At 51.1% G+C, this 25,482-nt stretch carries 17 protein-coding genes; 5 read left to right on the top strand and 12 right to left on the bottom strand.

Annotation, left to right across the window (positions count from 1 at the left end; genetic code table 11):
- Positions 1 to 79: 79 nt before the first annotated feature.
- Positions 80 to 1,354, bottom strand: coding sequence for a mechanosensitive ion channel family protein (locus NATSA_RS01210; protein WP_246481595.1), 1,275 nt, complete (start codon positions 1,352 to 1,354; stop codon positions 80 to 82).
- Between the two features lie 228 nt (positions 1,355 to 1,582).
- On the opposite strand from NATSA_RS01210, the gene NATSA_RS01205 reads away from it, so the two are divergent.
- Entirely contained in the window at positions 1,583 to 2,566 is a 984-nt protein-coding gene (locus NATSA_RS01205; RefSeq protein ID WP_210509594.1) for a porin, read from the top strand.
- 154 nt (positions 2,567 to 2,720) lie between these two features.
- Positions 2,721 to 4,022 carry a bifunctional lysine ketoglutarate reductase /saccharopine dehydrogenase family protein gene (locus NATSA_RS01200; RefSeq protein ID WP_210509592.1) on the top strand — a complete coding sequence of 434 codons (1,302 nt, stop codon included), beginning with the start codon at positions 2,721 to 2,723 and terminating at the stop codon, positions 4,020 to 4,022.
- Positions 4,023 to 4,102: 80 nt separating this feature from the next.
- Here the strand turns inward: NATSA_RS01200 and NATSA_RS01195 are convergent, their stop codons facing one another.
- Positions 4,103 to 5,875 carry an N-acyl-D-amino-acid deacylase family protein gene (locus tag NATSA_RS01195; RefSeq protein ID WP_210509591.1) on the bottom strand — a complete coding sequence of 591 codons (1,773 nt, stop codon included), beginning with the start codon at positions 5,873 to 5,875 and terminating at the stop codon, positions 4,103 to 4,105.
- A 181-nt stretch (positions 5,876 to 6,056) separates the two neighbouring features.
- Between NATSA_RS01195 and NATSA_RS01190 the strand changes: the two genes are divergently transcribed.
- Positions 6,057 to 6,521 (top strand): DUF3347 domain-containing protein, encoded by a 465-nt coding sequence (locus tag NATSA_RS01190; protein ID WP_210509590.1) that lies wholly within the window; start codon positions 6,057 to 6,059, stop codon positions 6,519 to 6,521.
- Between the two features lie 45 nt (positions 6,522 to 6,566).
- Here NATSA_RS01190 and NATSA_RS01185 read toward each other — a convergent pair whose 3' ends face one another.
- Positions 6,567 to 7,262 (bottom strand): HAD family hydrolase, encoded by a 696-nt coding sequence (locus NATSA_RS01185; protein WP_210509589.1) that lies wholly within the window; start codon positions 7,260 to 7,262, stop codon positions 6,567 to 6,569.
- 365 nt (positions 7,263 to 7,627) lie between these two features.
- Here NATSA_RS01185 and NATSA_RS01180 point away from each other — a divergent pair, with 365 nt between their 5' ends.
- On the top strand, positions 7,628 to 10,921 hold the full coding sequence (locus NATSA_RS01180) for a S41 family peptidase (protein ID WP_210509588.1): 3,294 nt from the start codon (positions 7,628 to 7,630) through the stop codon (positions 10,919 to 10,921).
- An 86-nt stretch (positions 10,922 to 11,007) separates the two neighbouring features.
- Here NATSA_RS01180 and NATSA_RS01175 read toward each other — a convergent pair whose 3' ends face one another.
- Both NATSA_RS01175 and clpS read right to left on the bottom strand, forming a co-directional pair.
- Complete coding sequence (locus tag NATSA_RS01175) at positions 11,008 to 13,452, bottom strand: AAA family ATPase (protein ID WP_210509586.1); 2,445 nt, start codon at positions 13,450 to 13,452, stop codon at positions 11,008 to 11,010.
- A 94-nt stretch (positions 13,453 to 13,546) separates the two neighbouring features.
- The gene (gene clpS, locus NATSA_RS01170; protein ID WP_210509584.1) at positions 13,547 to 13,861 is read right to left on the bottom strand and encodes an ATP-dependent Clp protease adapter ClpS; all 315 of its coding nucleotides are present in this window, start codon (positions 13,859 to 13,861) and stop codon (positions 13,547 to 13,549) included.
- A 261-nt stretch (positions 13,862 to 14,122) separates the two neighbouring features.
- Here clpS and NATSA_RS01165 point away from each other — a divergent pair, with 261 nt between their 5' ends.
- Positions 14,123 to 15,958, top strand: a complete 1,836-nt coding sequence (locus NATSA_RS01165) for a lysophospholipid acyltransferase family protein (protein ID WP_210509582.1) — start codon at positions 14,123 to 14,125, stop codon at positions 15,956 to 15,958.
- A 15-nt stretch (positions 15,959 to 15,973) separates the two neighbouring features.
- Here the strand turns inward: NATSA_RS01165 and NATSA_RS01160 are convergent, their stop codons facing one another.
- From NATSA_RS01160 to NATSA_RS01130, 7 genes are all read right to left on the bottom strand, one after another.
- The gene (locus tag NATSA_RS01160; protein WP_210509580.1) at positions 15,974 to 17,293 is read right to left on the bottom strand and encodes a hypothetical protein; all 1,320 of its coding nucleotides are present in this window, start codon (positions 17,291 to 17,293) and stop codon (positions 15,974 to 15,976) included.
- Between the two features lie 4 nt (positions 17,294 to 17,297).
- A complete protein-coding gene (hisS, locus tag NATSA_RS01155) occupies positions 17,298 to 18,557 on the bottom strand; it encodes a histidine--tRNA ligase (RefSeq protein ID WP_210509578.1) in 1,260 nt (419 codons plus the stop codon).
- Between the two features lie 132 nt (positions 18,558 to 18,689).
- Positions 18,690 to 20,174 carry a lipopolysaccharide biosynthesis protein gene (locus tag NATSA_RS01150; RefSeq protein ID WP_210509576.1) on the bottom strand — a complete coding sequence of 495 codons (1,485 nt, stop codon included), beginning with the start codon at positions 20,172 to 20,174 and terminating at the stop codon, positions 18,690 to 18,692.
- 115 nt (positions 20,175 to 20,289) lie between these two features.
- On the bottom strand, positions 20,290 to 21,360 hold the full coding sequence (locus tag NATSA_RS01145; protein WP_210509574.1) for a hypothetical protein: 1,071 nt from the start codon (positions 21,358 to 21,360) through the stop codon (positions 20,290 to 20,292).
- A gap of 5 nt (positions 21,361 to 21,365) precedes the next feature.
- A complete protein-coding gene (locus tag NATSA_RS01140; RefSeq protein ID WP_210509572.1) occupies positions 21,366 to 22,268 on the bottom strand; it encodes a glycosyltransferase family 2 protein in 903 nt (300 codons plus the stop codon).
- Positions 22,269 to 22,354: 86 nt separating this feature from the next.
- Entirely contained in the window at positions 22,355 to 24,076 is a 1,722-nt protein-coding gene (locus NATSA_RS01135; RefSeq protein ID WP_210509571.1) for an asparagine synthase-related protein, read from the bottom strand.
- Complete coding sequence (locus tag NATSA_RS01130; RefSeq protein WP_210509569.1) at positions 24,076 to 25,473, bottom strand: glycosyltransferase family 4 protein; 1,398 nt, start codon at positions 25,471 to 25,473, stop codon at positions 24,076 to 24,078. The genes NATSA_RS01135 and NATSA_RS01130 overlap by 1 nt, the downstream gene beginning before the upstream one ends.
- Positions 25,474 to 25,482 lie beyond the last annotated feature (9 nt).

Raw genomic sequence — 25,482 nt, 5'->3', positions numbered from 1 at the left:
TGGCTATCGGAAGACCACCTGAGTGGCTAGACACATTTGCCCGTCTCATACCCGCATGCAACCGAACGACTCAACAAGATCACTCCCGCCGCATCCCCGTTGAATTGATGAAACGGTCAATGTTTTTTCCGGATGGCTGCTGATAGTGCCGCAATCCGAATTCCGGCAGAATGGCCAGCATATGATCAAAAATATCGGCCTGAATGTGCTCATAATTTGCCCATTGCGTGCTGTCTGCAAAGGCGTAGAGCTGTATCGGCAATCCCTGGGCTGTTGGCTCCAGCTGCCGGACAAGTGTGAACAGTTCTTTGTTTGTCCGGGGGTGATGCTTCAGATATTCAAAAGCATATGCCCGAAAAGTGCCGACATTTGTTAGCCATCTGCCGTTGGTGACAATACCCGGCTTGGTCAGGAATTTCTGGTTATATCTGCCGACTTCGTCCAGCTTTTTTTCGATATAGTCTTTCAGAAGATAAGATTCTTTCAGACGCTCTACTTCGGAGAGTGTAAGAAACCTCACGCTCTCAATATCGATAAGAAGAGAACGCATCATTCTCCGCCCGCCGCTTTCCTGCATGCCCCGCCAGTTTCTGAAACTATGCTCCAGGAATTTATGAGTCGGAATAACCGCAAAGGTCTTGTCCCAGTTCTGGACACGCACGTTATTGAGTGCAATATCAATTACATTTCCGTCTGCACCGAATTGTTCCATTTCGATCCAGTCTCCGACACGGATGAGATCGTTGTTGGTAAGCTGGACACTGGCTACAAGTGAAAGCAGTGTATCGCGAAAAATCAGCATCAGTATAGCGGTGATGGCACCAATACCGCTTAGGAAGAACCAGGGTGAAAGCCCGGCGAGCTGAGCAATAATTAAAATGGCAGCAACAAGATAGACCAGAACTTTACCAAGCTGTATATAGCTTTTTATGGGACGGCGATTGGATCCGGGCTGTGTTATGTGAATGCTGTGAACAGTTGATAAAAAAGCATCGATGGTCCGAGCAAAGACGAGTACCATCATAGAGTTTATGATCCTTGTGAAAAAATCGAGCCACTCCTCCGGCAGGTCAGATACCCAGTCAAAACCAATGTAGAAAATGAGCAGCGGCAAGATGAACAGCCCGCGCTGAGGAACGCGGTTTTTAAGCAAAGCATCATACCACGGATGATTGGCCTTCTCACCAAGTTTGTTGAGCAGCCGTATCAGCCATCGTCTCACAATCAGATGAAGGAACAGAACAATCAGAGCCAGCAGTATGATGCCTGCCAGCGTTTCAATATGAGTGACCTGTAATTGTTCGGGGAGTTTTGAAACTACCCAGCGAATAATATTATGACCGGACTCTTCCATCTTATTCAAGCAATGATTTATTCAGAATTTGTTATACTTTCCAAAAGTAGCGATTGAAATGATATTTAAAAACCTAATCGGCAATGTTGATTGGCAATGATACAGATTGGCTGTTCACAAACTGTCGTTGCCGCGATCATTTTTCAGCAAACATTACAATTTTACATAGTCATCAGTCGGGATGCTTTTATTCTTTTTTAAAAAAATCATTAATTCACCGGAGGAGTTATGAAATATTCCGTTTTGCTTTTTCTGCCTTTCATTATGCTGCTGTCTTTCGCTTCTGCAGCATCAGCACAGGACGGGGAGTATCCGTCCTATCAGGTAACCGGGTTCATGCAGCAGCACTTCAGCTGGGAACACGACTCTGATGACCCTGCCGCTTTTTCCATTCATCGTGCCCGGGTCGGGCTTACCGGCAGTCTGACTGATATGATCTCCGTAAATATTGTTGCCGGGGCTGTTGAGCCACCGGACAGGACTCCAAGGCTTGTCAACGGCTTTGTTGACCTTGATCTGCATCCCATGCTTACTGTTCGCACCGGCCAGTTCCTGGTCCCGTTCGGACTGGAAGGTCCGGAACCCATTTTCCGTAATCCGGCGATTGAGCGCACAGAAACTATCCAAAGGCTGAATGTGCATGCCATGTTCCGCGATATCGGTATTCAGGCCTTTGGTTCGCACGAAAATGTCACATATGCCATTGCACTGGTAAACGGAACCGGTGCCAATAATCCGGAGCAGATCGATCCCAAGGATCTGTTGGGACGATTCGGCTATCAGGCTTCTTCGGAGCTTAATCTTGGCTTGTCGTTCCACATCGGACAGTATCCTGTTGGAAATGTTGAGCGCGACCGGTTCCGTCTCGGGGTGGATGCCACCTATCGCGCAGATGAATTGCTGTTGCGGGGAGAGTACATTTTCCGGAAGGATCAGCGCGTGGGTACAAGTGATCGCGATCATTTCGGGGGATATCTGCTGGCCGGTTACGACCTTACGGATGAACTGCAGGCCATCGCCCGGTTCGAAATGCTTCATCCCAATTCTGATGCGGATTTCTCGGATGCCGGCTTCACCAGTATCACTGCCGGGCTGAATTACTACTTTCAGGGACACAATCGTGTTAGCGTCAATTATGAAATCCGTAATGACAGACGATCTCAGCACGATCCCGGTAACTTGCTGACGGTTCAAATGCAGGTTGCCCTGTAGCGTTTTATTGGGAATGATGGGTGAGACCGCTTGTATCTAAATTTTTAAACAGATGTAACATGCCCGTGATCCGATCGGTTGCCGGGCACACAGACACCTGATTAGTTACGTGTCGGGCATTACATCTGATCACATAAATCCAAACACTAAGCACATGAATTCGCTGGGCATTCGCCATGAAGACAAATATGCTCCGGAGCGACGCACGCCGCTGGTTCCTTCGGATGTCCGGAAACTTGTCAATGAACACGGCATACCCGTTTATGTGGAAAGATCACAAAAGCGGATTTTCACTCATGCCGAGTTTGAAGATGCCGGTGCAGGGATAGTTGATGATGTTTCTTTTTGTGACATTGTGCTGGGCGTCAAGGAGATGCCGGTCGGATCATTCCGGCCCGGAATGGTCTGTGTGTACTTTTCCCATGTCATCAAAGGACAACGACAGAATATGGCAATGCTCAGGGATATCATGGAATCCGGGGCGACACTGATCGACTATGAGCGCATTCTGGATCAGAACGGGAATCGCCTGATCTTTTTCGGCCGGTATGCCGGGATCGCCGGTATGATCAATACATTATGGTCGACCGGGCAGCGATATGAGAAACTGGGAAAGGCTACACCGTTTTCAACAATAAAACAGGCTTCCCGTTATGACTCGCTTGAAGCTGCCAAAGAGGACATCCGGCGGTCCGGAGAAGCCATTGCCTCATCCGGACCCGGAGAAGGGGCAGGTCCGCTCATATTCGCCGTAACCGGTGACGGAAACGTGGCTCAGGGTGCGCTTGAAATACTGGATCTGCTTCCCGTCACAGAGCTGGCTCCGGGCGAACTGAGGGATCTTGACCGGTCCCGGCTTGACCCCGGTGCCATTTACAAGGTGAATCTGATTCCGGCCGATTACATGGTCCATAAAAAGGGCAAGAAGTTCTCGTTACAGGATTACATCGCCTTTCCGGATCATTATGAATCCCGTTTTGAGGAGTTCCTTCCCAATATAAATGTGCTGGTAAACGGTATTTATTGGGATGAGCGCTACCCTCGTCTGGTAACCAAAAAATGGCTTAGAGAAAAAAATCAGCATCTGAATGTGATTGGCGATATTACCTGTGATCCGGATGGTTCGGTGGAATGCACTGTCAAAGCCACGGAGATCGAGGATCCTGTTTTTGTTTATGACCCGGAAACCGATTCTCATAACATGGGCTTTGACGGACCGGGCGTAACCGTCATGGCTGTTGACATCCTGCCGAGTGAACTGCCCCGGGAAGCCTCCAAACAGTTCAGCAGTCTGCTGTCTCCATGGATTCCGCATCTTGCGGCCGCTGATTATGATGACTCTTTTGCCGATCTGAACCTTCCGCCGGAACTGAAAGGGGCGGTCATCGTCCACAAAAAGAAGCTGACGCCCGATTATGGTTATCTGAAGGCATATCTGAATCAGGTCTCCGGATAGCAATTTCGTACGTCAAGCCGGTTTCCGGGCTTCCGTGTGTTGCCGCTTTTGTATCAGCACCGGAAAAACGGCAGCGGCAATCAGGGCTCCCATCCCGGTCCGCGCACAACCCGGCCCGGCTTTGCTCCGGTGTGCTCGCCATCCTTCACCACCGGCGTGCCATTGACCAGCACAAATGCCACACCTTCAGCATATTGATGCGGATTTTCATAAGTGGCATGGTCCTGAATCTGTTCCGGATCAAAAATTACTATATCGGCCTTATAATCTTCATCAAGGCGACCGCGCCGGTCATCAATACCGAGAATTTCAGCGGGCTTGAGCGTCAGACGGTGGATGGCATCCTCCAGTGAGACAAGCTCTCTTTCACGGACATATTCGCCCAGCAGTCTGGCAAAATTTCCATAGGCTCTCGGATGAGGGCTGCGGTCGAGAAAGACACCTTCGGCTGCAAATGAGCCCCCGTCCGAACCAAACGTCATCCAGGGGAGCTGAACCTGCTTCTCCAGATTCTCCTCAGACATCAGAAAATAGACGGCATTAACGGTGTAATCATCTTCGGTTATCAGGTCAAGCACGGTTTCAGCGGGATCGGTACTGCGTGAGCGCGCCACCTCAGCAAGGGTCCAGCCGACATAGCGCTGCAGGTCATCAGAGCGGAATCCGGTAAGCAGTATGTCATCCGGCGACTCCACCATCTGAAGGAAATTCTCCCAATCGGTATCTTCAGACTCCATTTCAGCGATAATATCGGATCGCATGGTGGGATTCTGAAAGCGTTCGATCATCGATTCTCTTTCCCCTTCGCGCGCCCATGGGGGAATAATTGCCGAAAGGCGGGTCGCCGCAGCGGTATACATGTACATGTTGGATGTAATGTTCATCCGCTCCTCACGGGCCTGCTCCACCATATCAATAACCTCGTCAATTTTGTGCCAGTTATTCTTGCCTGCGGCCTTGAGGTGGTGAATATGTGCATCAATTTCCGCTTCTTCTGCAATCTGAAGCATTTCGGAAACGGCCTCAATGAAGCGGTCCCCTTCACTGCGCAAATGGGTAGCATAAATACCTCCGTATTCAGCGGCTGCTTCGGAAAGGGCAATAAGTTCTTCAGTGTCGGCATACCATGCCGGAGCATAGATCAGCGCTGTGCTCAGGCCCATGGCCCCTTCCTGCATGGCCTCGCGCACCAGGTTCTGCATTCTCTGAAGCTGGTCGGGGGTGGGTGTCCGGTCGTCCCGGCCAAGTTCGTGAATTCTGACTGTAGTGGCACCAACAAACGAAGCTATATTCGGAGAAACACCGCGGTCTTCAAGATGCTCAAGAAACTCCCCGAGTGTCCGCCAGGTCACATCATACGTGATGTAACTCTGATCCTGCTCTCTGATGAGTGCCATACGGTCGGTTAATGGTCCCATAGACCATCCTTCTCCCATGACTTCCAGGGTCACACCCTGCTTGATGTTGCTCATGGAGCGCCCGTCCTCGATCAGCGGTTCATCTGCCCAGCTGAGCATATTTATGAATCCGGGAGCCACGGCCATGCCCCCGGCATCAATGACTTCGGGGGCTGAGATATCATCGGGGAGATTACCGGTGTGGGTGATTCGGCCGTTCAGAATGGCCAGACCGCCTTCAGCGCTGCTGTTGCCGGACCCGTCGTAAATGATGCCGTTTGTGATGATAACATCGTGGGTGTGTCTTTCACAGGCAGCCAGGAGCAGCAGAGAGGCCAGAAACAGCACAAATGTGCAACTGACTGTATGCGCTGATGAGTAATCAATCGTTACAGATGAGGAAAAGCGACGCAGGGTTGATATGATGGAAAAGGACAGCATAGCGGTATTTTGCATTATTGGTCTGGTGTCTTACGGATGATAAGAAAATACACCTTTCCCGAAACAACTTTTCTTTTCGATGAATTATGCCCATTTTACAGTTACGGCGTAATGTTTTTCACCGAAACAAATCACAAAAGAGGTGAACATGATAAAAAAAGCGAGTGCAATATTATTATTTGCAGGCCTGATGGTTATGAACACAACAGTATTTGCCCAGGATGAAGCTGAAGTAGATCAGCGAATGGCGCAGATAGTTGAAGAGTACATGAACACCAAAGACGGTCTTGTTCATGACAGGGACGATCTGGCAGCCGCCTGGGCGGAACGCCTTGAAACCACTCTTGCCACAACACCCAATGAAATATTTCATGAAGATGATCTCCCGACATGGCAGAGTTACCAGCAAACCATGCACGGAACGGTGGGTGACCTTGTTGATGCCGAGAGCATTGAAGAGCAGCGCCAGGCACTGGCCGAAGTATCATCCGACCTTAAGGCGCTGATCGAGGAGTTTGGCAGCGGAGGCAGTGATATATTCGTCTTTGCATGTGAAGATCTTGATGAAGACATGATCTGGCTGCATACTTCCGAAGAGGTTGGCAATCCCTACCACGGCGTGGAAAATACCGATTGCGGAGAGGTCATCGAACAGCTTTAGGCCTGTTGAAAAAACGTGCAGGCCCGGGGATTAACTCCGGGGAAATTAAACCGCATCCTGGTTCCTGCTCTGTGATTTGCCACTTTTGACAAGGTCATCGATTATCTTCAGGTTCAGATCCTGAAAATCGTCGATGACCTTGTCACAGGCTAAAAGCTCATCGCGCCTGTGGGTTGTTGTGACACCGATGACGCTTGCACCGGCACGCTTTCCGGCCTCAATACCGGGCAGGGAATCTTCTATTACAACGCACCCGGAAGGCGGCACCCCTATCACTTCGGCAGATTTCAGATAGATATCGGGGTCAGGCTTGCCTTTACTGACATGCGATGAGTTCAGTACAGCATTGAAATATCCTGCGATTCCGGCTCGTGAAAGGATAAAATCGGCATTTTCAGCGGGGGCGGAAGTGGCAACGGCCACAGGAATCTCCGCGCGGCTGATCTCATCAATAAATGCAAGCAGTCCCGGCAGTAAATGCTCTTCAGGAGAGAACATGGATCGGAACAGGCGCTCTTTCTCATCCGCCAGTATTTGAGCTTCTTCCTTGCTGATGCCGGTAAACATTTTCGGTATCCACTCCTTGTTGGTTCTGCCCGAGATATGCTGCCGGAAAAACGCATCGGTCAGCTCTTTTCCGTGGTTTTGACAAAATGTATGAATAGCCTGCCTGTGCACAGGATTGCTGTCCGCAATCACACCGTCCATATCGAAAAGAATACCAAATCCTGAATTATTCATGGGAAATATTGTTTAAAAAAGCGGGGAATCAAATAAAGGCGGAAAAACCAGTCCCGATTTGTGCCACATCGGGAGGTTTGCTAAATTTCCGGCTCCAATGCAAAAGAATCGGAATGGGTTAAGCAGACTGCATTTCAGCCAAAAAACGCAACTACCAATATACGAAACCGGGTCGGTTGTTTTGGGTCTGATCTGAGGATAACAAAGTATTTCTGATAATGTCAAAACATCATAACCTTCAGTCAGGGACAGATGCCGGAATGTCATCATGCTTATTCATCTTCACACAAAGGGGCAGGTACAAATCCTTCTGTGTGAGTTCATTCTGATTAAATGAATCCGGAGTTAAACACATGATACATACTATGACTAACACTAATTTGGAGCCGCACTTGTTTCGCCGTTCTTTCCTGCCGGCGATGTTTGCAGCACTGCTGCTGCTCTCGGGATTGTTCCACTCATCTGCGATGGCATCAGACGAGGACACCCGGTTGCTGAGATTTCCCACCATTCACGAAAATCAAATCGTATTCTCCTATGCCGGAAATCTCTACACCGTTTCGGTTCACGGAGGAAATGCACGCCGCCTGACCAGCCACGAAGGCTACGAAATTTTTCCGCGCTATTCTCCTGACGGCACCCGCATCGCTTTTACCGGACAGTATGACGGCAACACCGAAGTCTATGTCATCCCTTCCGGTGGAGGAGAACCGCAGCGCAAAACCTACACGCCGACACTGGACCGTGATGACGTGGCCGACCGGATGGGCCCGAACAACATCGTTATGGACTGGACACCGGACGGTGAGCAGGTCCTGTTCCGGTCCCGCAAGCGCGAGTTCAATTCCTTCAAGGGACATCTGTATCTGACCGATCCCGACGGAGACCTCGCACAGCAGCTTCCGCTGCCGCGCGGCGGGTTTGCCTCATACTCCCCCGACGGCTCAAAACTGGCATACAACCGGGTATTTCGTGAGTTCCGCACCTGGAAACGATATCGCGGTGGCCAGGCCGACGATATCTGGGTGTACGACTTTGATACCAAAGAGACCATTCAGGTTACCGACAGCGAGGGGCAGGACATCATCCCCATGTGGCATGGTGACATGATCTACTTCATTTCCGACAGGGAAGAAAGCGGCCGTATGAACCTCTATGTCCATGACCTGGAATCGGATGAGACCCGCAAACTTACCGATTTCACCGAGTTTGACATCAAATTTCCCTCTATCGGGAAACGGCATATCGTATTTGAAAACGGCGGGTATATTTACCGGTTCAATCTGTCAACCGAAGAAAAAAACCGCGTACCCATCCGGGTTAAGGATGATCGCATAACCGGGCGCGGCGGACTTGTGGATGCCAGTGAGTTTATTCACTCCTATGATGTCGCTCCGGATGGCAGCAGAGTTCTTTTCGGCGCACGGGGGGATATTTTCACCGTGCCTGCGCGGAGCGGAATTACCCGTAACCTCACACAATCATCAGGTGTGCATGACCGCAACCCGGTCTGGTCGCCGGATGGTGAATATGTGGCGTTTATTTCAGATAAAACCGGAGAAGATGAAATATACGTCAAGCCTCAGGACGGATCGGGTGAGAAGCAGCAGATCACCACGGATGCCGATACATACAAGTACCGGATGGTTTGGTCACCCGACAGCCGGAAACTGCTCTGGGCCGATAAAAAACTCCGGCTCAACATGGTCGATGTGGAAACGGGCGAGGTGACTGTTGTCCGTGAGGCCGAAGCCTGGGAGTTTTCGCAGTACACATGGTCGCCGGACAGCCGCTGGATTGCCTACACGCTTCCTGAAGTCCGGACCATGAGCCGGGTCTGGCTGTATTCCGTTGAGGATGATGAGCACTATGAGGTCACGAAGGGATGGTACTCAGCCGGAAATCCCGAGTTCAGCCGCGACGGCAAATACCTTTACTTTGTTTCCAACAGGGATTTCAACCCGATTTACAGTCAGACCGAATGGAATCATGCCTACGCTGACATGCAGCGGATTTATTTCGTGACGCTGCAGGCGGATGAGTCCTCACCTTTCAAGCCCGAAAACGACGAAGTTTCGTTGAACAACAACGAAGAGGAGGATGATAACGGTTTCGATCCTTCAGAGTCTATCCCGGTTGATACCGAGGGCATCGGTAACCGGATTGTCGATCTGCCTGTTCAGCCGTCCAGCTACGGCAATCTGCAGTCTGTCGGCAACCGGATCTATTATCAGCGCAACGGAATGAGAGACCAGCAGACCATGCTCCTGTTTTATGACCTCGAAGCCAAAGAGGAGCAGACCGTAGGTGCTTTCAACGGCTATCGCATCACTGCCGATGGCAAAAAAATGCTTCTTGTACAGGGCGATGATTATGCTGTTGTTGATCTGCCCTCCCAGGAAGCCGAGCTGGATCCCAAGGTTGATCTGTCCGATGTGAAAGTTCGTCTGGACCGCACCGAAGAATGGGTGCAGATCTTCAACGAAAGCTGGCGGCAGATGCGCGATTTCCTCTACGCTCCCAATTTGCACGGAGTCGACTGGGAAGCTATTCGGGAGACATATCGTCCGCTTGTCGATCATGTGGCCCATCGCAATGACCTGACCTATGTTATCGGCGAAATGATCGGTGAACTCAATGTTGGCCATGCCTATGTCGGTGACGGTGACCGCAGGGAAGCTGACCGCACACCGATGGGCAGACTCGGCGCCGAGCTCGACCGTGATGATGAAACCGGGTTTTATCGGATCGACCGTATACTCAGAGGAGAAAACTGGGAGGATTCCCGACGGTCGCCGCTTACGGAAGTCGGGGTGGATATTTCGGAAGGACAGTATATCGTCCGTGTCGACGGTAATTCCACAGCTGAAATGACCAATATCTACAAGTCATTGATCGACAAAGCCGAAAAGCCTGTCATTTTGAGCATCAATGACGAGCCCGGGCTGTCAGGCGCGCGGGATGTCGTCATCAAGCCTGTTTCCGACGAGCTGGACCTCTACTACTACAACTGGGTTCAGGAGAACATCAGAAAGGTAAATGAGGCATCCGATGGCCGCGTCGGCTACATCCACATTCCGGACATGGGTCCGGGCGGACTCAACGAGTTTATCAAGCATTTTTATCCGCAGCTCAAGAAGGAAGCATTGATTATCGATGTGCGCGGCAACGGCGGCGGCAATGTTTCGCCGATGATCATCGAGCGGCTGCGGCGTGAACTGGCCATGGTCGACAAGCCACGCAATGCCGTGCGTCGTCCCGATCCGAGTGCGATGATGCTCGGTCCCATGGTGACCCTGATCGATCAGTTCTCGGCATCCGACGGCGACCTGTTCCCGTACCGGTTCCGCAAGCATGAGCTGGGCAAGCTTATCGGTACCCGGACATGGGGTGGCGTGGTCGGTATTCGCCAGACACTTCCCTTTGTGGATGGGGGATATCTGAACAGGCCGGAGTTTGCATCATACGACACCGACGGGGAGGAGTGGATTATCGAAGGCGTTGGTGTGGAGCCGGATATGTACGTTGATAACGATCCCGCAAAAGAGTATGGGGGAATTGACGAACAGCTCAATGCCGGTGTGGAGCATCTGCTTGAACTGCTTGAAGAGCATGACTTCAGCTTGCCGGATCCTCCTGATTATCCCATCAAGCGCTGATGTCGTTCAACGACTTAATCAGATTCAGATAGTCTGATGATCTCAAAAGCCATGGGCCTCACAGGTTCATGGCTTTTTTAATCCATTCAATCACTGAAGCGGAAGGTAAGTCCCTGTTTGCCGGCAGACAAGGTAACCGTACCTCCATGCTGAAGCTTTCCGAACAGCAGCTCATCGACCAGCTTGTTCTTAATGTTTTCCTGGATGACGCGGCTCATCGGCCGGGCTCCGTAGGAGGGGTCGTACCCTTTTTCCGCCAGCCAGTGCACAGCCTTCTCTGTGAGGCGAATTCTGACTTTTTTATGGCGTAGCTGCTCCTCAAGTTCCTTGATGAACTTGTACACAATACTTTCTATGACATTCTTGTCCAGATGATTGAAGATGACAATGCCGTCGAGACGGTTCCGGAATTCCGGACTGAAGTGCTTTTCGATGGCTTTTTTGGGATCGCCGCCGGGTTTTGCTTCTTTTCCGGAAAATCCGATAGGGGGACTGGCAAGCTCGCGTGATCCGACATTGGAAGTCATGATCATCAGTACGTTCCGGAAATCAGCCTTTCTTCCCGTGTTGTCAGTCGCCGTGGCATAGTCCATGATCTGCAGCAGGATGTTGAAAATATCGGGATGCGCCTTCTCGATCTCATCAAGCAGCAGCACCGAGTTTGGCTGACGGCGGATGGCATCGGTAAGCAGGCCGCCCTGCTCAAAACCGACATAGCCGGCCGGGGCGCCGATCAGTCTGGAAACGGTATGCTTCTCCATGTATTCACTCATGTCAAACCGGATGAGGGGCAGGCCGAGGTGATCGGCAGCCTGCCGGCATAGTTCGGTTTTTCCGACTCCGGTGGGACCCGAGAACAGAAAAGTACCAACCGGTCTTGAATCGTTGCCGAGTCCTGCCCGGCTTCGTTTCACCGCGGTAACAAGTGAGGTGACAGCCTTCTCCTGGCCAAAAACATTCTGGTTCAGTTTGCTTTCCAGGTCCCTCAGGCTCTCTTTTTCTTCACCGCCGACTTGCTGTACCGGCACGCGGGCCATTTTTGATATGAGTTTCTCAACATCACGAACCGAAAGCTGTTTGCGTTCACCCGGCTGGAGCGAGACCTGGGAACAGGCTTCGTCTATAACGTCAATAGCCTTGTCTGGAAGCCGCCTTTCTGTGAGATATTTGGATGAAAGCCGCGTGGCCGCCTCAAGTGCTCCGGTCGGGATCTTGAGCCCGTGGTACTCTTCGTAAACATTCTTCAGCCCCTTGAGAATGTTTACCGTAGTCGGTATATCCGGTTCATTGATCTCAATTTTCTGGAATCGCCGTGACAGAGCCCGGTCTTTTTCAAAATGGTTCTTATACTCTTCGAATGTTGTCGCACCGATGCAGCGGATGGCACCGTCGGCGAGCAGGGGTTTCAGCATGTTTGAGGCATCCAGGGTACTCGATCCGGCAGCTCCGGCACCGATGATATTGTGAATTTCATCGATGAACAGGATGACGTTTTTCTTTTGCTGCAGCGATTTCAGCACCCCTTTCAGCCGCGCCTCGAAATCACCGCGGAATTTGGTGCCGGCCAGCAGCGCCCCGAGATCCAGGGCGTAAATCCGGAAATCCTGAATCCGCTCCGGCACTTCCTGCTGCACAATCTTTTGAGCCAGCCCCTGGGTAATCGCTGTTTTACCCACTCCGGGATCACCCACGTAAATCGGATTGTTCTTCTGACGCCGGCAAAGGATTTCTATGCTTCGCTCAATTTCCAGCTCACGTCCGATTACCCTGTCAAAATGTCCTTCGCGGGCTTTGGCTGTCCACTCCTCCGTGTACAGTTCAAGCAGGTCCGTCTTCTTTTTTCCGGCCTGACCGGGCCGCTTCCGGCCGGTTTGCGGGTCTCCGGGAGACGGCTGGCCGTCTGCACCCGGAAAAGAAGCACCATGCCCCCCTTCAGCACCATCACGCCCCAAATGACCATCAACGCTGTCAGCCCCGTCCGGACCCTCCTCACCATCCGGGCCCTCATCCATCTCTTCAAAGAACGCCTCGCCGCTCTCCTCGTCATATCCGCCCTGTCCGTTATCTCCTTCCTCTGACAATTCCTCATCAGGATCTTCAAAACCGGGCTTGGAAATACGATGGGAGACGTAGTTCAGAATATCCAGCCGGCTTACTCCCTGTTTCTCAAGATAGAAAACGGCATGGCTCTCCTTTTCGGCAAACATGGAGATCAGTATGTCACCAACACTGGTCTCTTCCTGTTCTGCAGCCCGGCTGTGCATGAGTGCCCGTTGCAGCGTCCTCCGGAACCCGATAGTGTGGACTGGCTCGAGTGACTCATTCTGACGCCGGGGCATGTGATGGTAAAAATCGTCCAGATCCGAAAGCAGCATGGCAATATCCGTGCCGCTGCGACGGAGAATGCGGCTTCCCGGCTCATCGTTTGCAATGGAATGCAGCAAGTGTTCCAGGGTCACCATTTCATGGTTGAAATGGCTCGCCATCAAGTAGGAGTTTCTGAGAACCTGGTCGAGTGTTTTGCTGATCATGTGGATTTGTGACTCTGAATATGTTGTTTGGTATGAATATACTGAGGGAGGTGTTTTGCCGGCAGCCGGACAAACAGGCGCTGCCGGTGCCGCGTCAGGTTTCTTCCATTGTACATCGCAGCGGAAACCCAGCCTCTTTGCTGCTTCTTGCTACCATATCCACTTTGGTTTCTGCAATATCGCGGGTGTAAATGCCGCATACTCCCGATCCCTTCCGGTGGACATCATTGGTGATGGCAACCGCTTCAGGCACGGATTTGCCGAAAATGCCGGTCAGCACACTGACCACAAAATCAAATGTGGTATAATCATCATTCAGCAGAATCACCTTGTACATAGGCGGTTCTGTGATTTTTTCCCTGGTTTTTTCGCGTGTTTTGGTTTGATCCTGAAATTCTGTATCCGGCATATTTTGTAACGGTTTCGTATACGATATTCACACAATCTGGCCATCTGCCCAGAGAAGAAAATTTATCATGATTCGCGTTCGTTTTCTATTTTAAAAACAGAAACATTTTCGCAACGAATATCAATCAGCTAAAATTATCGCTTGTGCGGCCGGTTTGCAACTCGGCCGTTTACACTCACCGGATTCTTCTTATATTGTCCGGCACATTGATTCCGGGTTTACAGTCAATATTTATGTTGAGGTAATAATACATTTGGTTTTATGGGCAACCAGAACAAGACAGTAAAGATATTCAATCTGGATTTTGAAGTGGAAGGTGCCGTGCGCCGGAACCTGCTGCGCCTGGGCAGAAAACCGCTGGAAGGACTCCTTTCTTTCAAAGGACTGAATAATTTGTACAACGATGCACGCAACTACGAAACCGACCAGGGTTTTTATGACAAGCTGCTGGAGAGAATGAATGTGAATTATCATATCTCCAAAAGAGATATGGAGCGCATCCCGAAAGAGGGACGAGTCGTTGTTGTTGCAAATCATCCGTTCGGAGGAATTGAAGGTATTATTCTTGCCTCCCTGCTGCGATCCGTCCGCGATGACTCGAAAATTTTTGCCAATTACATGCTGGAACGCATTCCCGAACTGCGGGAAGTGTTCTTTTTTGTCGATCCCTTTGGCGGCAGGGAATCTGTAAGAGCCAACCTGGCAACCATGAAGAAGTCCATACAGTGGCTGCGGGATGATCATATGCTGGGAATGTTTCCTGCCGGTGAAGTAGCCCACTTTTCGATGGGTAAACGCAAAATTGTCGAATCTGAATGGACCGAATCACTTGCCGGAATCATACGCAAAACCGAATCACCGGTACTTCCGGTCTATTTTGACGGGTTTAACGGCCCGCTGTTTCACGCACTTGGCCTGATCCATCCCAGATTGCGTACCGCCATGCTGCCCAGAGAGCTGCTCAACAAGAAAGACAAGGATATTGAAATCTGCATCGGGAAAACAATCGGCTACAGTAAACTCAAGTCGTTTGATGATGATTCGGAGCTGGTAAATTATCTGCGTCAGCGGACCTTCATGCTGCAGAACCGCAGCAGTGATGAGGAGGCGGAAAGCTCATCCGTATCGCTCAGCGTATCCAAAGAAAAAATGGAGCCGGTTATTGAAGCTGTTCCGGAGGAAGAGGTAGAGCAGGAGATTTATTCTCTTCCCGGATCGCAAATGCTTCTGGAGAGCAATGAATTTCAGGTCTATCATGCCGTAAAGAGGCAGGCTCCGAAAGTACTTCAGGAAATCGGGCGCCTGCGGGAAGTGACTTTCCGTGGCACGCACGAAGGTACCGGAAAATCCATCGACCTTGACAAATTTGATGAGTATTACGTGCACCTGTTTGTCTGGAATAAGGAGAAAAAGGAAATTGTCGGTGCCTACCGACTTGGCCGCACCGATAATATCATCAAGCGTTTCGGGAAAAAGGGCCTGTATACCACCACGCTGTTCAATATAAAGAGCAGCCTTTTTGACGAGATCAGTCCGGCACTTGAAATGGGCAGATCTTTTGTGCGCCCCGAGTATCAGCGCAGTTTTGCGCCGCTGATGCTGCTTTGGAAGGGAATAGGAGAATATGTGGTCAAATATCCCAAGTATCGCGTCCTTTTCGGACCCGTCAGCATAAGCAGCGAGTACCATTCCATGTCACGTCATCTGATGGTATCTTTTCTTAAACTGCACAACTATCTGCCGGACATGGCCCGGAAAGTTAAACCCAAGACTCCCTATCGCGGACGGAGAATGAAGGGGATGGATACCAAGAACCGCACGATGATCCGGAGTATTGAGGACGTGTCGGAAATGATATCCGAGTTTGAAAATGACGAAAAAGGGGTTCCGATCCTGCTGAAACAGTATCTCAAACTGGGTGGAAAGCTGCTCGGCTTTAATGTGGATCCTGACTTCAGCGATGTGCTCGACGGACTGATACTTGTTGATCTGACAAAAACGGATCCCAAGATACTGAAACGCTACATGGGGGATAAAGGACTGAAATCCTTCTATGCACACCATGATAAAGCAGAAACTCAGGAAGAACCGGCCTGACAGCGATACATCTGCTTAAGGCAGATCGACGTTCAGTTCAGGTGAGGCCGGATCGCCCGAAAAGTCGAGATGAATGCGCCCGTCTTTCCGCGGAAGATCTATTTGAAACAAGCCTTCAAATCCGTCAATGAAGTCATTGAAGTCGGCACTGGTTCTGACAAAGCGGATCGAGCCCTCAACGATATCGGGGTCACGATCAGCGGGCAGGGCGACAATGGTGCTGAGCAGCGCATCGAAAGGCTCGGTGTAAAACGTGGCTTCCTCTATTCGCAGAGTATCCTCTCCGAGCTCCCACGTGGCATCAAGCGCCCTCACAGGCAGCCGGCTTTCAGGTATGCCGAACATGTTGAACATCATACCGTACTGCTCAGTGATATGATCAGGCGGATACCAGGAAATATTGCCGAGATGCAATCTGTTTTTACCCGGAAGTGTGAGCGGATGTCTGCCGGCATCTGATTTGTCAAACGTAACCGAACTGCTTACCGACATCGTATCCATCGAAAAGCCTCCTAAACGCGGTGATATGGGCAGGCGTGCCAGCTCATGCGTACTGGCAGATAAATCGTAATCCAATGACCAGGACTCCGGTTCATCCGGCCAGCCGGTTTCACCAAAAGTGACAAGACCATTTGCACGGAACACCAGCTCCGGCGACTCAATACGAAAGGCGCTCAGCGATGCTGATTTCTCTTGCGCACGGTATCTGATCTGGAGTGAAATGTGGCTGATATTTTCCGGGATTTTGTATCCGGCAAGAATGGGAAGGTCTGCACCGGTTATTTCAGGGAAGCCGGTGACGGAAATGTCATCGGCAGAGATGTTCAGCCGGTGATTGAACCCGGGCGGCCGGTTGTCTGCCGCGATTCCTGAAAGTTCATCCAGGCGTCCGTTATAGATTCCGGTCAGTGAGCGGAAGGATACGGAGACCGGTTCTCCGTCCGGGGTTTCTGAACCGCGTGCATCAGCTGTAAGAGTGACCGAAACCGATTGGGCGTTAAGGCGGAATGAACGAACGTTCTCCATCGGATTTTCGGAGCGTTTCCGGATAATACGCCACATATCTGCGTATGTAAGTGATCCGGTGATCTTATCCGCCCGGATGTGGTCACTCTCGCTCTCATAAATCAATTTTTCAATTGTGAGCGAGCCGAATGCCGGGTTGACTGATATTTTTTTATGGTCATAGTCAATGCGGTCGTCTGTTTCGGCAAATTGTCTGAGCTGGTGATCAACCTGGGATGCAAGAATGCGTCCGGCCAGCCAGTTTGCAAATATCAAAACGGCAATCAGTACAAAAAAACCTATGATGAGCCTGGCTCTCATGGCATCCACGCTGTTACGTCAAAATTGTTTTTTTGATGTCGTCCAGCGACAGTGTGACTTCTTCGCTTTCGGACATGTTTCTGAGCGTATAACGGTTATCCTGCAGTTCCTGTTCACCGACGATGATAGCATAACGCGCCTGCTGCCGGTTGGCGTCTTTCATTTGAGCCTTGATGGACCGCCCGGCGTAGTCCATGGTGCAGGAGAGTCCCTGCGAGCGAAGTCCGGGCATGGTTTTCACAGCCCATCGCGCCGCTTCTTCACCGCGTGTGACAATGTAGACGTCAGGACCGGATGTTTCAGAAAGGGCAATTCCCAGCGCTTCACAGGCAATCATCAGACGTTCGATGCCGCATGCGAAACCGACAGCCGGTGTCGGTGGTCCTCCGATCTCTTCGACAAGCAAATCGTACCGGCCGCCTCCTCCAAGCGCATCCTGGGAACCGAGATCCGGGCTGACAAGCTCAAAGGCGGTTTCCGTGTAGTAGTCGAGTCCGCGCACCATGAAAGGATCGGTTTCGTAAGGGATATCCATCTGTTCGAGCAGTTTCCTGACTTCTTCGTAGTGTTCCCGGGAAGCCTTGCTGAGATAGTCGGTGATTTTCGGAGCATCGGCTTTAAGGGGCTGATCTTCTTCTTCCTTGGAGTCCAGAATCCGCATGGGATTGGTTTCCAGGCGACGGCGGGAGATCTCGCTGAGTTTGTCCGACAGAGGCTGGAAATAGTCATACAGCGCCTTTTTGTAGGCACTGCGGGACTCCGGATCTCCTACAGAGTTGATCTTCAGCGTGGTGTTGTCAATCCCCGTCTGCTCGTATATGCTTTTCATGAAGGCAATGATTTCCACATCGGCGGCGGCGCCGGATGCGCCCATAAGCTCGGCTCCGAACTGGTGAAACTGGCGCTGACGGCCCTTCTGCGGCCGTTCGGCTCTGAAAAACGGCCCGATGTAAAACAACCGCTGGGTTCCGCCGCGCTGGGCGAGATGGTGCTGCACATATGCCCTGGCAACAGGTGCGGTGCCTTCGGGCCGGAGGACATACCGGTCTTCACCCCGGTCAAATGCGAACATCTCTTTGCTGACGATATCGGTAAGCTGACCGACACCCCGCGCAATGAGCTCCGTTTGTTCAAGAACAGGAGTCCGGATTTCCTGGAAATGAAATCTGCGGGCGGTTTCGCGAATGATGTTTTCAAGAACCTGCCAGTTTTCTACTTCCCCGGGCAGGAGGTCTGACATGCCGTGATGTGTTGCGAACTTCTTTTTTTCCATGAAAATTGATCAGGATGCAAATGGCTTAAAGCGTAAAAGAGAAAAATTGTTGTTTTCAGGCCGGGCCTTCTTTCAACGCATCAAGATAAAAGAATCCGCAAAGATTTCCTTACCCAAACCCGCTGAGGGAACTTACCGTTTTCCGGTGAACAATCGAAGGGTGTCCCGGATGAATTGCCGCAGGTCATCTGAAATGTTAAGCGAAACCACTGCAAGTACAAACAGGCCTGCAGCAACAGAAGACCTGATCAGCAGATCCAGAATCCATACCGGCACTTCCGGGATTGCGGCACTGACTGCGAGAATGGCCGCAAGTACGAGCAGGGCAACCGGTGTAGCCTTGCTGAATGGCTGAATACCGAACCGGTATTTGATATAGAAAAATGCGGCACTGTTTTGCAGCAAAATGGAAAGCGCAGTAGCCATGGCAGCTCCGACGATACCGAAAATCGGAATGAAAATCAGATTGGTAATAATCATCAGAGCCAGCAGCAGTAACGTTGCATACAGATCAAAACGGTACCAGCGCGAGGTCCGGATAATAGTGGCATTGAAACCGGCTGTCATTTCGAAAAGTTTAGCCAGACCGACAAACAGAAAAACGTATGCGCCTGCGTGATACTCTTCAGGAAGGAAACGGTAGATGTGATCCAGATTGATCCAGACAAGAATAAATATGATCCCGCCCACAAGAAGCTGGTTGATGGAGCTTTTGGAATAAATCGAGGAGACTGTGTCCAGATCGTTCTTGTTGTTGGCTTCAGCTATGATGGGCTGGGATATTTTGATCAGGCCTTTTGACGGTATCTTGATCATGGAAGCCAGATAAAAGCTGACGGCGTAAATTGCCGTTTCACCAAGCGTTGTCAGACCTCCCAGCATGATCATGTCGATGTTGCTGAATGCAATGGTTGCCACACTGCCAATTGTGGCAAAAAGAGCATAGTCTGCCATGCTGCGGACGCGGTCGCCGGTAAAACCGCTGAAGTCCGGTATGATGAACAGATGACGCTTTATACCGATATGCGCAAGCAGCAAAAGGGTCTGAACGGCATACGCCAGAACAAAAAGCCACATGAAGGTGTGAAACGGGATAAGATCAAAATAGTAGACCAGTATCAGGCTGGTGTGAAGAAGCCTGAGCAGAATGTCCTGCAGAAAGGTTGCGGCAACCGTATCAAAAAGGGAACGTATGTAGCACTCAAGTATGTGGAAATAGAGGATGAACAACAGAAGCGGGAAGAGCAGCTTGTAATACTCCCCGAAGAGGACACTTTCATCGGTATAAAACGAAACAACCGGTTCCCGGAAAAGCCAGCCGGCGATGCTGAGCAACAGAAAACCTGCCAGCGGAATGACCACTGCAATAAAAAGGAACCCGAAATGCCGTTTTTCACGGTTCCGGAACCTGGGAAAGAAGCGAAGGGTCACATTGCCCATTCCAAGACTTGCCACCTGTGCACCTATCATGGATATGGAGATCATGACCCGGGTCAGGCCGAACTGCTCCGCTTCCAGTACATATGGGAACAGCCAGATGATATTGATGAAACCAATGACCGCTCCGGCATAGGAGTACATCGTGTTCATCAGACTCTGGCGCAATACCATTCCCATCGGTTACCTTGTTTGTTGTATGAAGTGCCGGTCAGTCATGCACAGTTACGGTTAATAGCTGCAAGAAATGAGAATCAATGCCGCTGTGAATTGCACAAGCCGATGAATGCCGCTGTTATAACGAAACGGCAACATCGCTGAGGCGGGCTGCTTCGTAAATTCGTGCTGCATTGGTTGCCTTGTCATACGCATTTTTATTCATTGCATGATGCTCGTCGTCCCAGGTTTTTTTGAACTGGGATTCCAGCCAGCACTGTATATCCTCATCCTTGTCCGGATAGAAAATCTGCAGAAAAAAGGCAATTTCAATTCCTGCAGGGTTGTATGGGTACCCGTATTTGCTTTCCTCAAGTTCGTTTATGAACTGCTCCCGGAACAGAGGTGATGCGATTTTTTCTGTCACTTCCGGCTCCGGACCGTGGTTGTCAGGCAGTAACTGTTTCAGACGGGCCAGAGCGTAGAGATTGAAGCCGTGATAGCCGACCGACTTCCGGTAGATATAATTCCGGTGAAGCCCGTAAAAATACAGCACTTTCGCCGGTGCCTTGATCAGGTCGATTCCTTTCCCTATCACAAATGGGTTCAGATGCTTTATAATGCCGTTTTTGTAAAGCAGCATTTTCCGTTCAATATAGCGGACAAAGGCGCCGGCCCGGTCCACGGCCTCCGGGGTATCTTTCAGCATCCCGGCTGCAGAAGCAAACCATAACTGATGATTGAAGGTATAGTCGAAGGGATCCGCGCTTCCGTCCATCCGGAGTTTATGCCAGTATCCTTTGTTTTCATCCCACCGATGGAGCAGAAACAGCTTTTCTGCGACCTCATAACACTCCGGCATTGCAAGGGCGGAGGATGCTCCGGCAAGTGCTTCGATGACCCAGGCCTGGCCAATCAGTCCGTTGGCAGGGTGGGCGCCGGGTTCTTTAAGGCACAAAAAGGCGCCGTTTCCCGGACGGTTTTCTTTTTTCAGCAGATAGTGAGCGGCATGCTCTGCAGCCTTCCGGTACCGCTGATCTCCGGTCATCTCATAGACCTTCAGAAAAGAAACGAGCCAGTGAGCGGTATTGCGGACCGGGGTTTCCTCATGATGATACGGTCCGTTGTGTCCGGGCGGCATGGATCCGTCACTGCGCTGCATTTTCAGGGCAGCATCGACCGAAAGTTGTAATAATGTATAAATGGTCATCCGGTTTATGATGCATTGTGTTTACGCGTGCTGAAAAGATATTGAAAAACACCGGAAATATTGCCAAGGATCATAACGGGACGCACGATCAGCGAGAGCAGGAACAGACGGTAAACGTACCTGGTCATGAATGGTTTGCCGTTCTCCTTGATATTGTTCCTGATGGTCCGGGGCGGGATGGCGATTTTTGCCAGGTGGATCAGCAAGGTCAGGTATTCCTTCTGCCTGAGCCATACCCGGGGCTGAGCTGTGGCAACTCGCCACTGTTTTTTCAGAAGTCCCTTCAGCTTTCTCGGCGGTTTGTACACTCTGGCAGAATCACAGTAGACCAGTTGCTTGCCGGCCGCAGTCAGTGATCTCGTCCAGAACACGTCGCCTCCGGAACGCCATCCCTCAGGAAACAGGCCGATATCCGTAAACACGGATCGTTTTATGAAAAGATTGACGGTCTTGGCCATGCGATGCTGCTCTACAGAGGCCTTCATCCGGATGTTCATGATGGCATCGTACATCTCCCCGAAGGTGGCCGTTTCATCCAGTCGGAAAACGACACCGCCTCCGACCACATCCGCCTTTTGTGCCAGCAGGGCTTCTGTGCCCCGGGAGAGCCACTGCTTTTCAGGCACACAGTCCGAGTCCAGCAAAACGATGACCTCGCCGCCGGATGCCTCAATCCCCCGGTTTCTTGCCGAGTACGGACTTCCAGTGTACTTGCATTCTTTCGTGACGATAATGTTATCAGCAAGCTCCTGTGCCTTTCCGGTGGTGTTGTCGTCAGAGCAGTTGTCTGCGATTATGATTTCGGTTTTATCTGAAGGATAATCCTGTTCCAGTACCGACCGGACGCATCGCTGAATGTGTTTATCCGCGTTGTAGGTTGGGATGATGACAGATACGAGAGGGTGCATGTCAAATCGGGTGAAATAGTAAGGGAGGGAAAATGGTGAAAATGATTCAGGATTGAAACTTGCGGATGATTATCGGTGGTTTTGGTTCAGCCGGAGTTCATCTCACTCCGGCCGGTTGCCGGCCCGGAAAGCGCCTCCAGTGATGATACGGCCCGGGCCAGAACGTCATCAACGGAAAGAAAGCCGTTTTCAAAAATAACCCGCAGCAACTCGAGGGATTGAAATGAGTTGATATGCTCTCTGCCGGTGTAGCGGCCTTTAAAATCGGTTTTGTTGATGAATCCGTACCATGCAAGCGGATGTTCGTCATAGACCGATTTCATGCGTTTCCAGGCCATATACGTGTGATATCCTTTTTTTGATATGCTGAAAACAGGCGTATTTTTGATTTTATCCCGTATTGACAGAATTTTACTCTTCGGGTAATAACCCGATATATCATGAGGCGGCAGGGATAAAATATAATCTGTGTACAGGTTTTTGTCGTGCCGGAATTCCAGCGGGACCTGTAACCAGAATCGCAGGTAGTCCAGGTCAGTCCACGGCATCCACCAGTCGTACCCCATGAATTCATACAACCTTCCCGCATTGATGATGAATTTTGCCTGCCTTTCGTGAAAATCCCATGATTCGCAGGCACTCGGGCTGTCCGGGTAATCCTCTTCCGGTGCCAGAGTGTTCGTGATCCGGTCCCGGAAGAAGGGATACAGATCATCATGTTTCTCAGACCAGTTCCATAAATAATAGTGGTAGTGCATGACATGGGAAATGACCGTATCCATATTCATTTCCGGATGCTCACGGTAGGTGTAGCTGTCATAAACTCCCCGGCCTCCCGGCATCAGGCCTCCATGATGCCCTGTCACAATCACCGCATTGCCGGGTAACCATTCCTTTTCTTTCAGCTCGCCCATTACAACCAGTTCCTGGATGTTGGGTATCCCCGCAAGTCCGGATGCCTGGCGGTAGTACATCCGTCTTTCAGCGCTGTGGAACCACGCCCGCCATTTTTCTTTGGTATATGTGACACAGGTCCAGGGCAGATCCAGTTTTTCAGCAATGGATTTGCTGACACCAATTTCTTTGCTGCTTTGCTGACCATAAGTGTAGCAACGGACATCGGGATACTTCATCCGCTTGAGCGTCGCTGCAATAAGCCGCGAGTCATAACCGCCGCTTAACGGCAAGACTATCGGCCGTCCATCGGCATAGTCGGTCGTGTTTTTGAGTGTCTGCAGGACGATATCATCAAAATCCAGTAAAAGCTGCTTTTTTGTCGCGGACCGGTACCGGTGGACATAGCGAAAGTATCGGTGCTGCCGGATGTGCAAGCCCGGATTCTCTTTGCCGGTATGGTGTCCGTTTTGCTGCGCAATTTCTGTGGCAGTACCGGCTTCCACCTGCCGGATTTTTCCGGTGATGGTCTGGTCTCCTGTGACGTAACCCAGAACAAGGTATTCCGAAGCCAGCAGCTCGTCCGGAAGAGCATCTGCAAACTGATGATACAGCCAGCCGGCCTCGTCACTTACCCACACATCCTGCCCGTCAGTGGCATAAAAAAGAGGTACTGAACGATGATGGTCCACGCACAAAATGACCTTGTCGTCCATGATCCGTACCCACGCCCAGGAACCGTTGAGATCTTTGGCAAATTTGGCCGCATGGGATGCTGCATCCAGGTTCTGAATATCGCTTGCCAGCTGCTTGCCGGGTACAGGTTCGTTGTCTTTGATTCCCTTGCCTCTTATCCGGGTTTCATCATGGAGGTGCCACCGGGATTCATCATAAAAGTGCAGGTGAACTCTCATTATTTTTGGATTTGGTGGATGATGCCGGCAAGCCGGCGTGTGGTATGCCTGCGGGAGTATGTTTCAATCGCACTCTTGTCCGCCTGCATTGTTCCGGCCGGGACTTCGTCCTGCTGCTTTTCTTTGAGCAGTTTCCGGAGCCAATCAGCCGGACCGTCCGCATCGTCGTAGTCAAACGCCTTGCCAATGCTGCACTTTTGCACGATTGATGCGGCGTCTCCGTCAGGCGGACCGATAACCATGACGGGTTTTCCTGCTTTAAGGTAATCAAAAAGTTTGCCGGGGATAAGGATGCGGCTGTCATCCGAACGATGGACAACCACGACATTGACATCCGCCTGAATCATCAATGATACGGCTTCTTTGTGAGGTACGTACGGATGAATGGTCACCGAATCCTGAAGCCCGTACGACGCAATCCGCTTCTTTACGGCCGGATGCGTATAACCGATGAATTCTGCCGCAACCGGAAGATCCCGCATCCCGGAAAGTGCTTTCAGCAGGTTTTCGGGGACGGAGGTTTCTGTGACACTTCCGACGTGGCGTATGACCAGTTTGACGCGGGATGGGTGGTTCGTTTCATCCAGTCCCTCATGTGATTCTGTGGTTTTTGAAGAGGTTTTCGCAGAGCCGGTTTCGGGCAATGCAGCCTCGAAGTCATCAGGATCATACCCGTTGGTGATGACATGGTACTGCCGTTTGTGATGCTTTTTCAGATACTCCGCCGTACCCGGAGCGGTGACGGTCACGGCATCCGCCCCGGTGAGAATCTTTTTTTCAAGCCGGCGATCGAGCTTCCGGGTGATATAGTTGCGCGGCAGGGCCCTGTTATAGTGGATGTCCGTCCAGGGATCACGAAAGTCGGCAATCCAGGCGGCCCCGGTTTTTTTTGCCGCCCATGCACCTATGAAATGAGAGGAGTGGGGCGGACCGGTTGTGATAATGGTATCTATTTTGTGCTCGTTGATCAGGTCCCGCGCTTTTCTGCGGGCTGAAAATATCCAGCCAACCCGCGCGTCGGGTATGAAAATATTGGCGCGGACCCACCTGGAGAATCTTTGTGCCAATGACAGGTCTTTGGAGCCAAGTTCGATGGTGGGATTTGCCGCCTGGCCGGATGAGCTCCCGGTAAATCTGCTGTACAGGCGGAACGGTTCCATGGAGGGAGCTTTGAACACCGGAAGTGACTCTGCCACTTCATCAAGCAGGGACGCATCCACAATGGGATACGTGGGGTTGGAACATGTGAGTATGAAGGGCTCGACACCAAACCCCGGCAGGTATTTTGCAAATTTCAGGAATCGCTGTACCCCGGCTCCGCCGCTCGGAGGCCAGTAGTAGGTGACAATCAGCACCCGTTTGCTGCTGCCGATGTCGCTGGATGGCGTATTTACCACTGTTCGCTG

This window comes from Natronogracilivirga saccharolytica, from assembly GCF_017921895.1.
GTDB lineage: Bacteria > Bacteroidota > Rhodothermia > Balneolales > Natronogracilivirgulaceae > Natronogracilivirga > Natronogracilivirga saccharolytica.
This window is presented reverse-complemented; position numbering and strand designations above follow the sequence as displayed.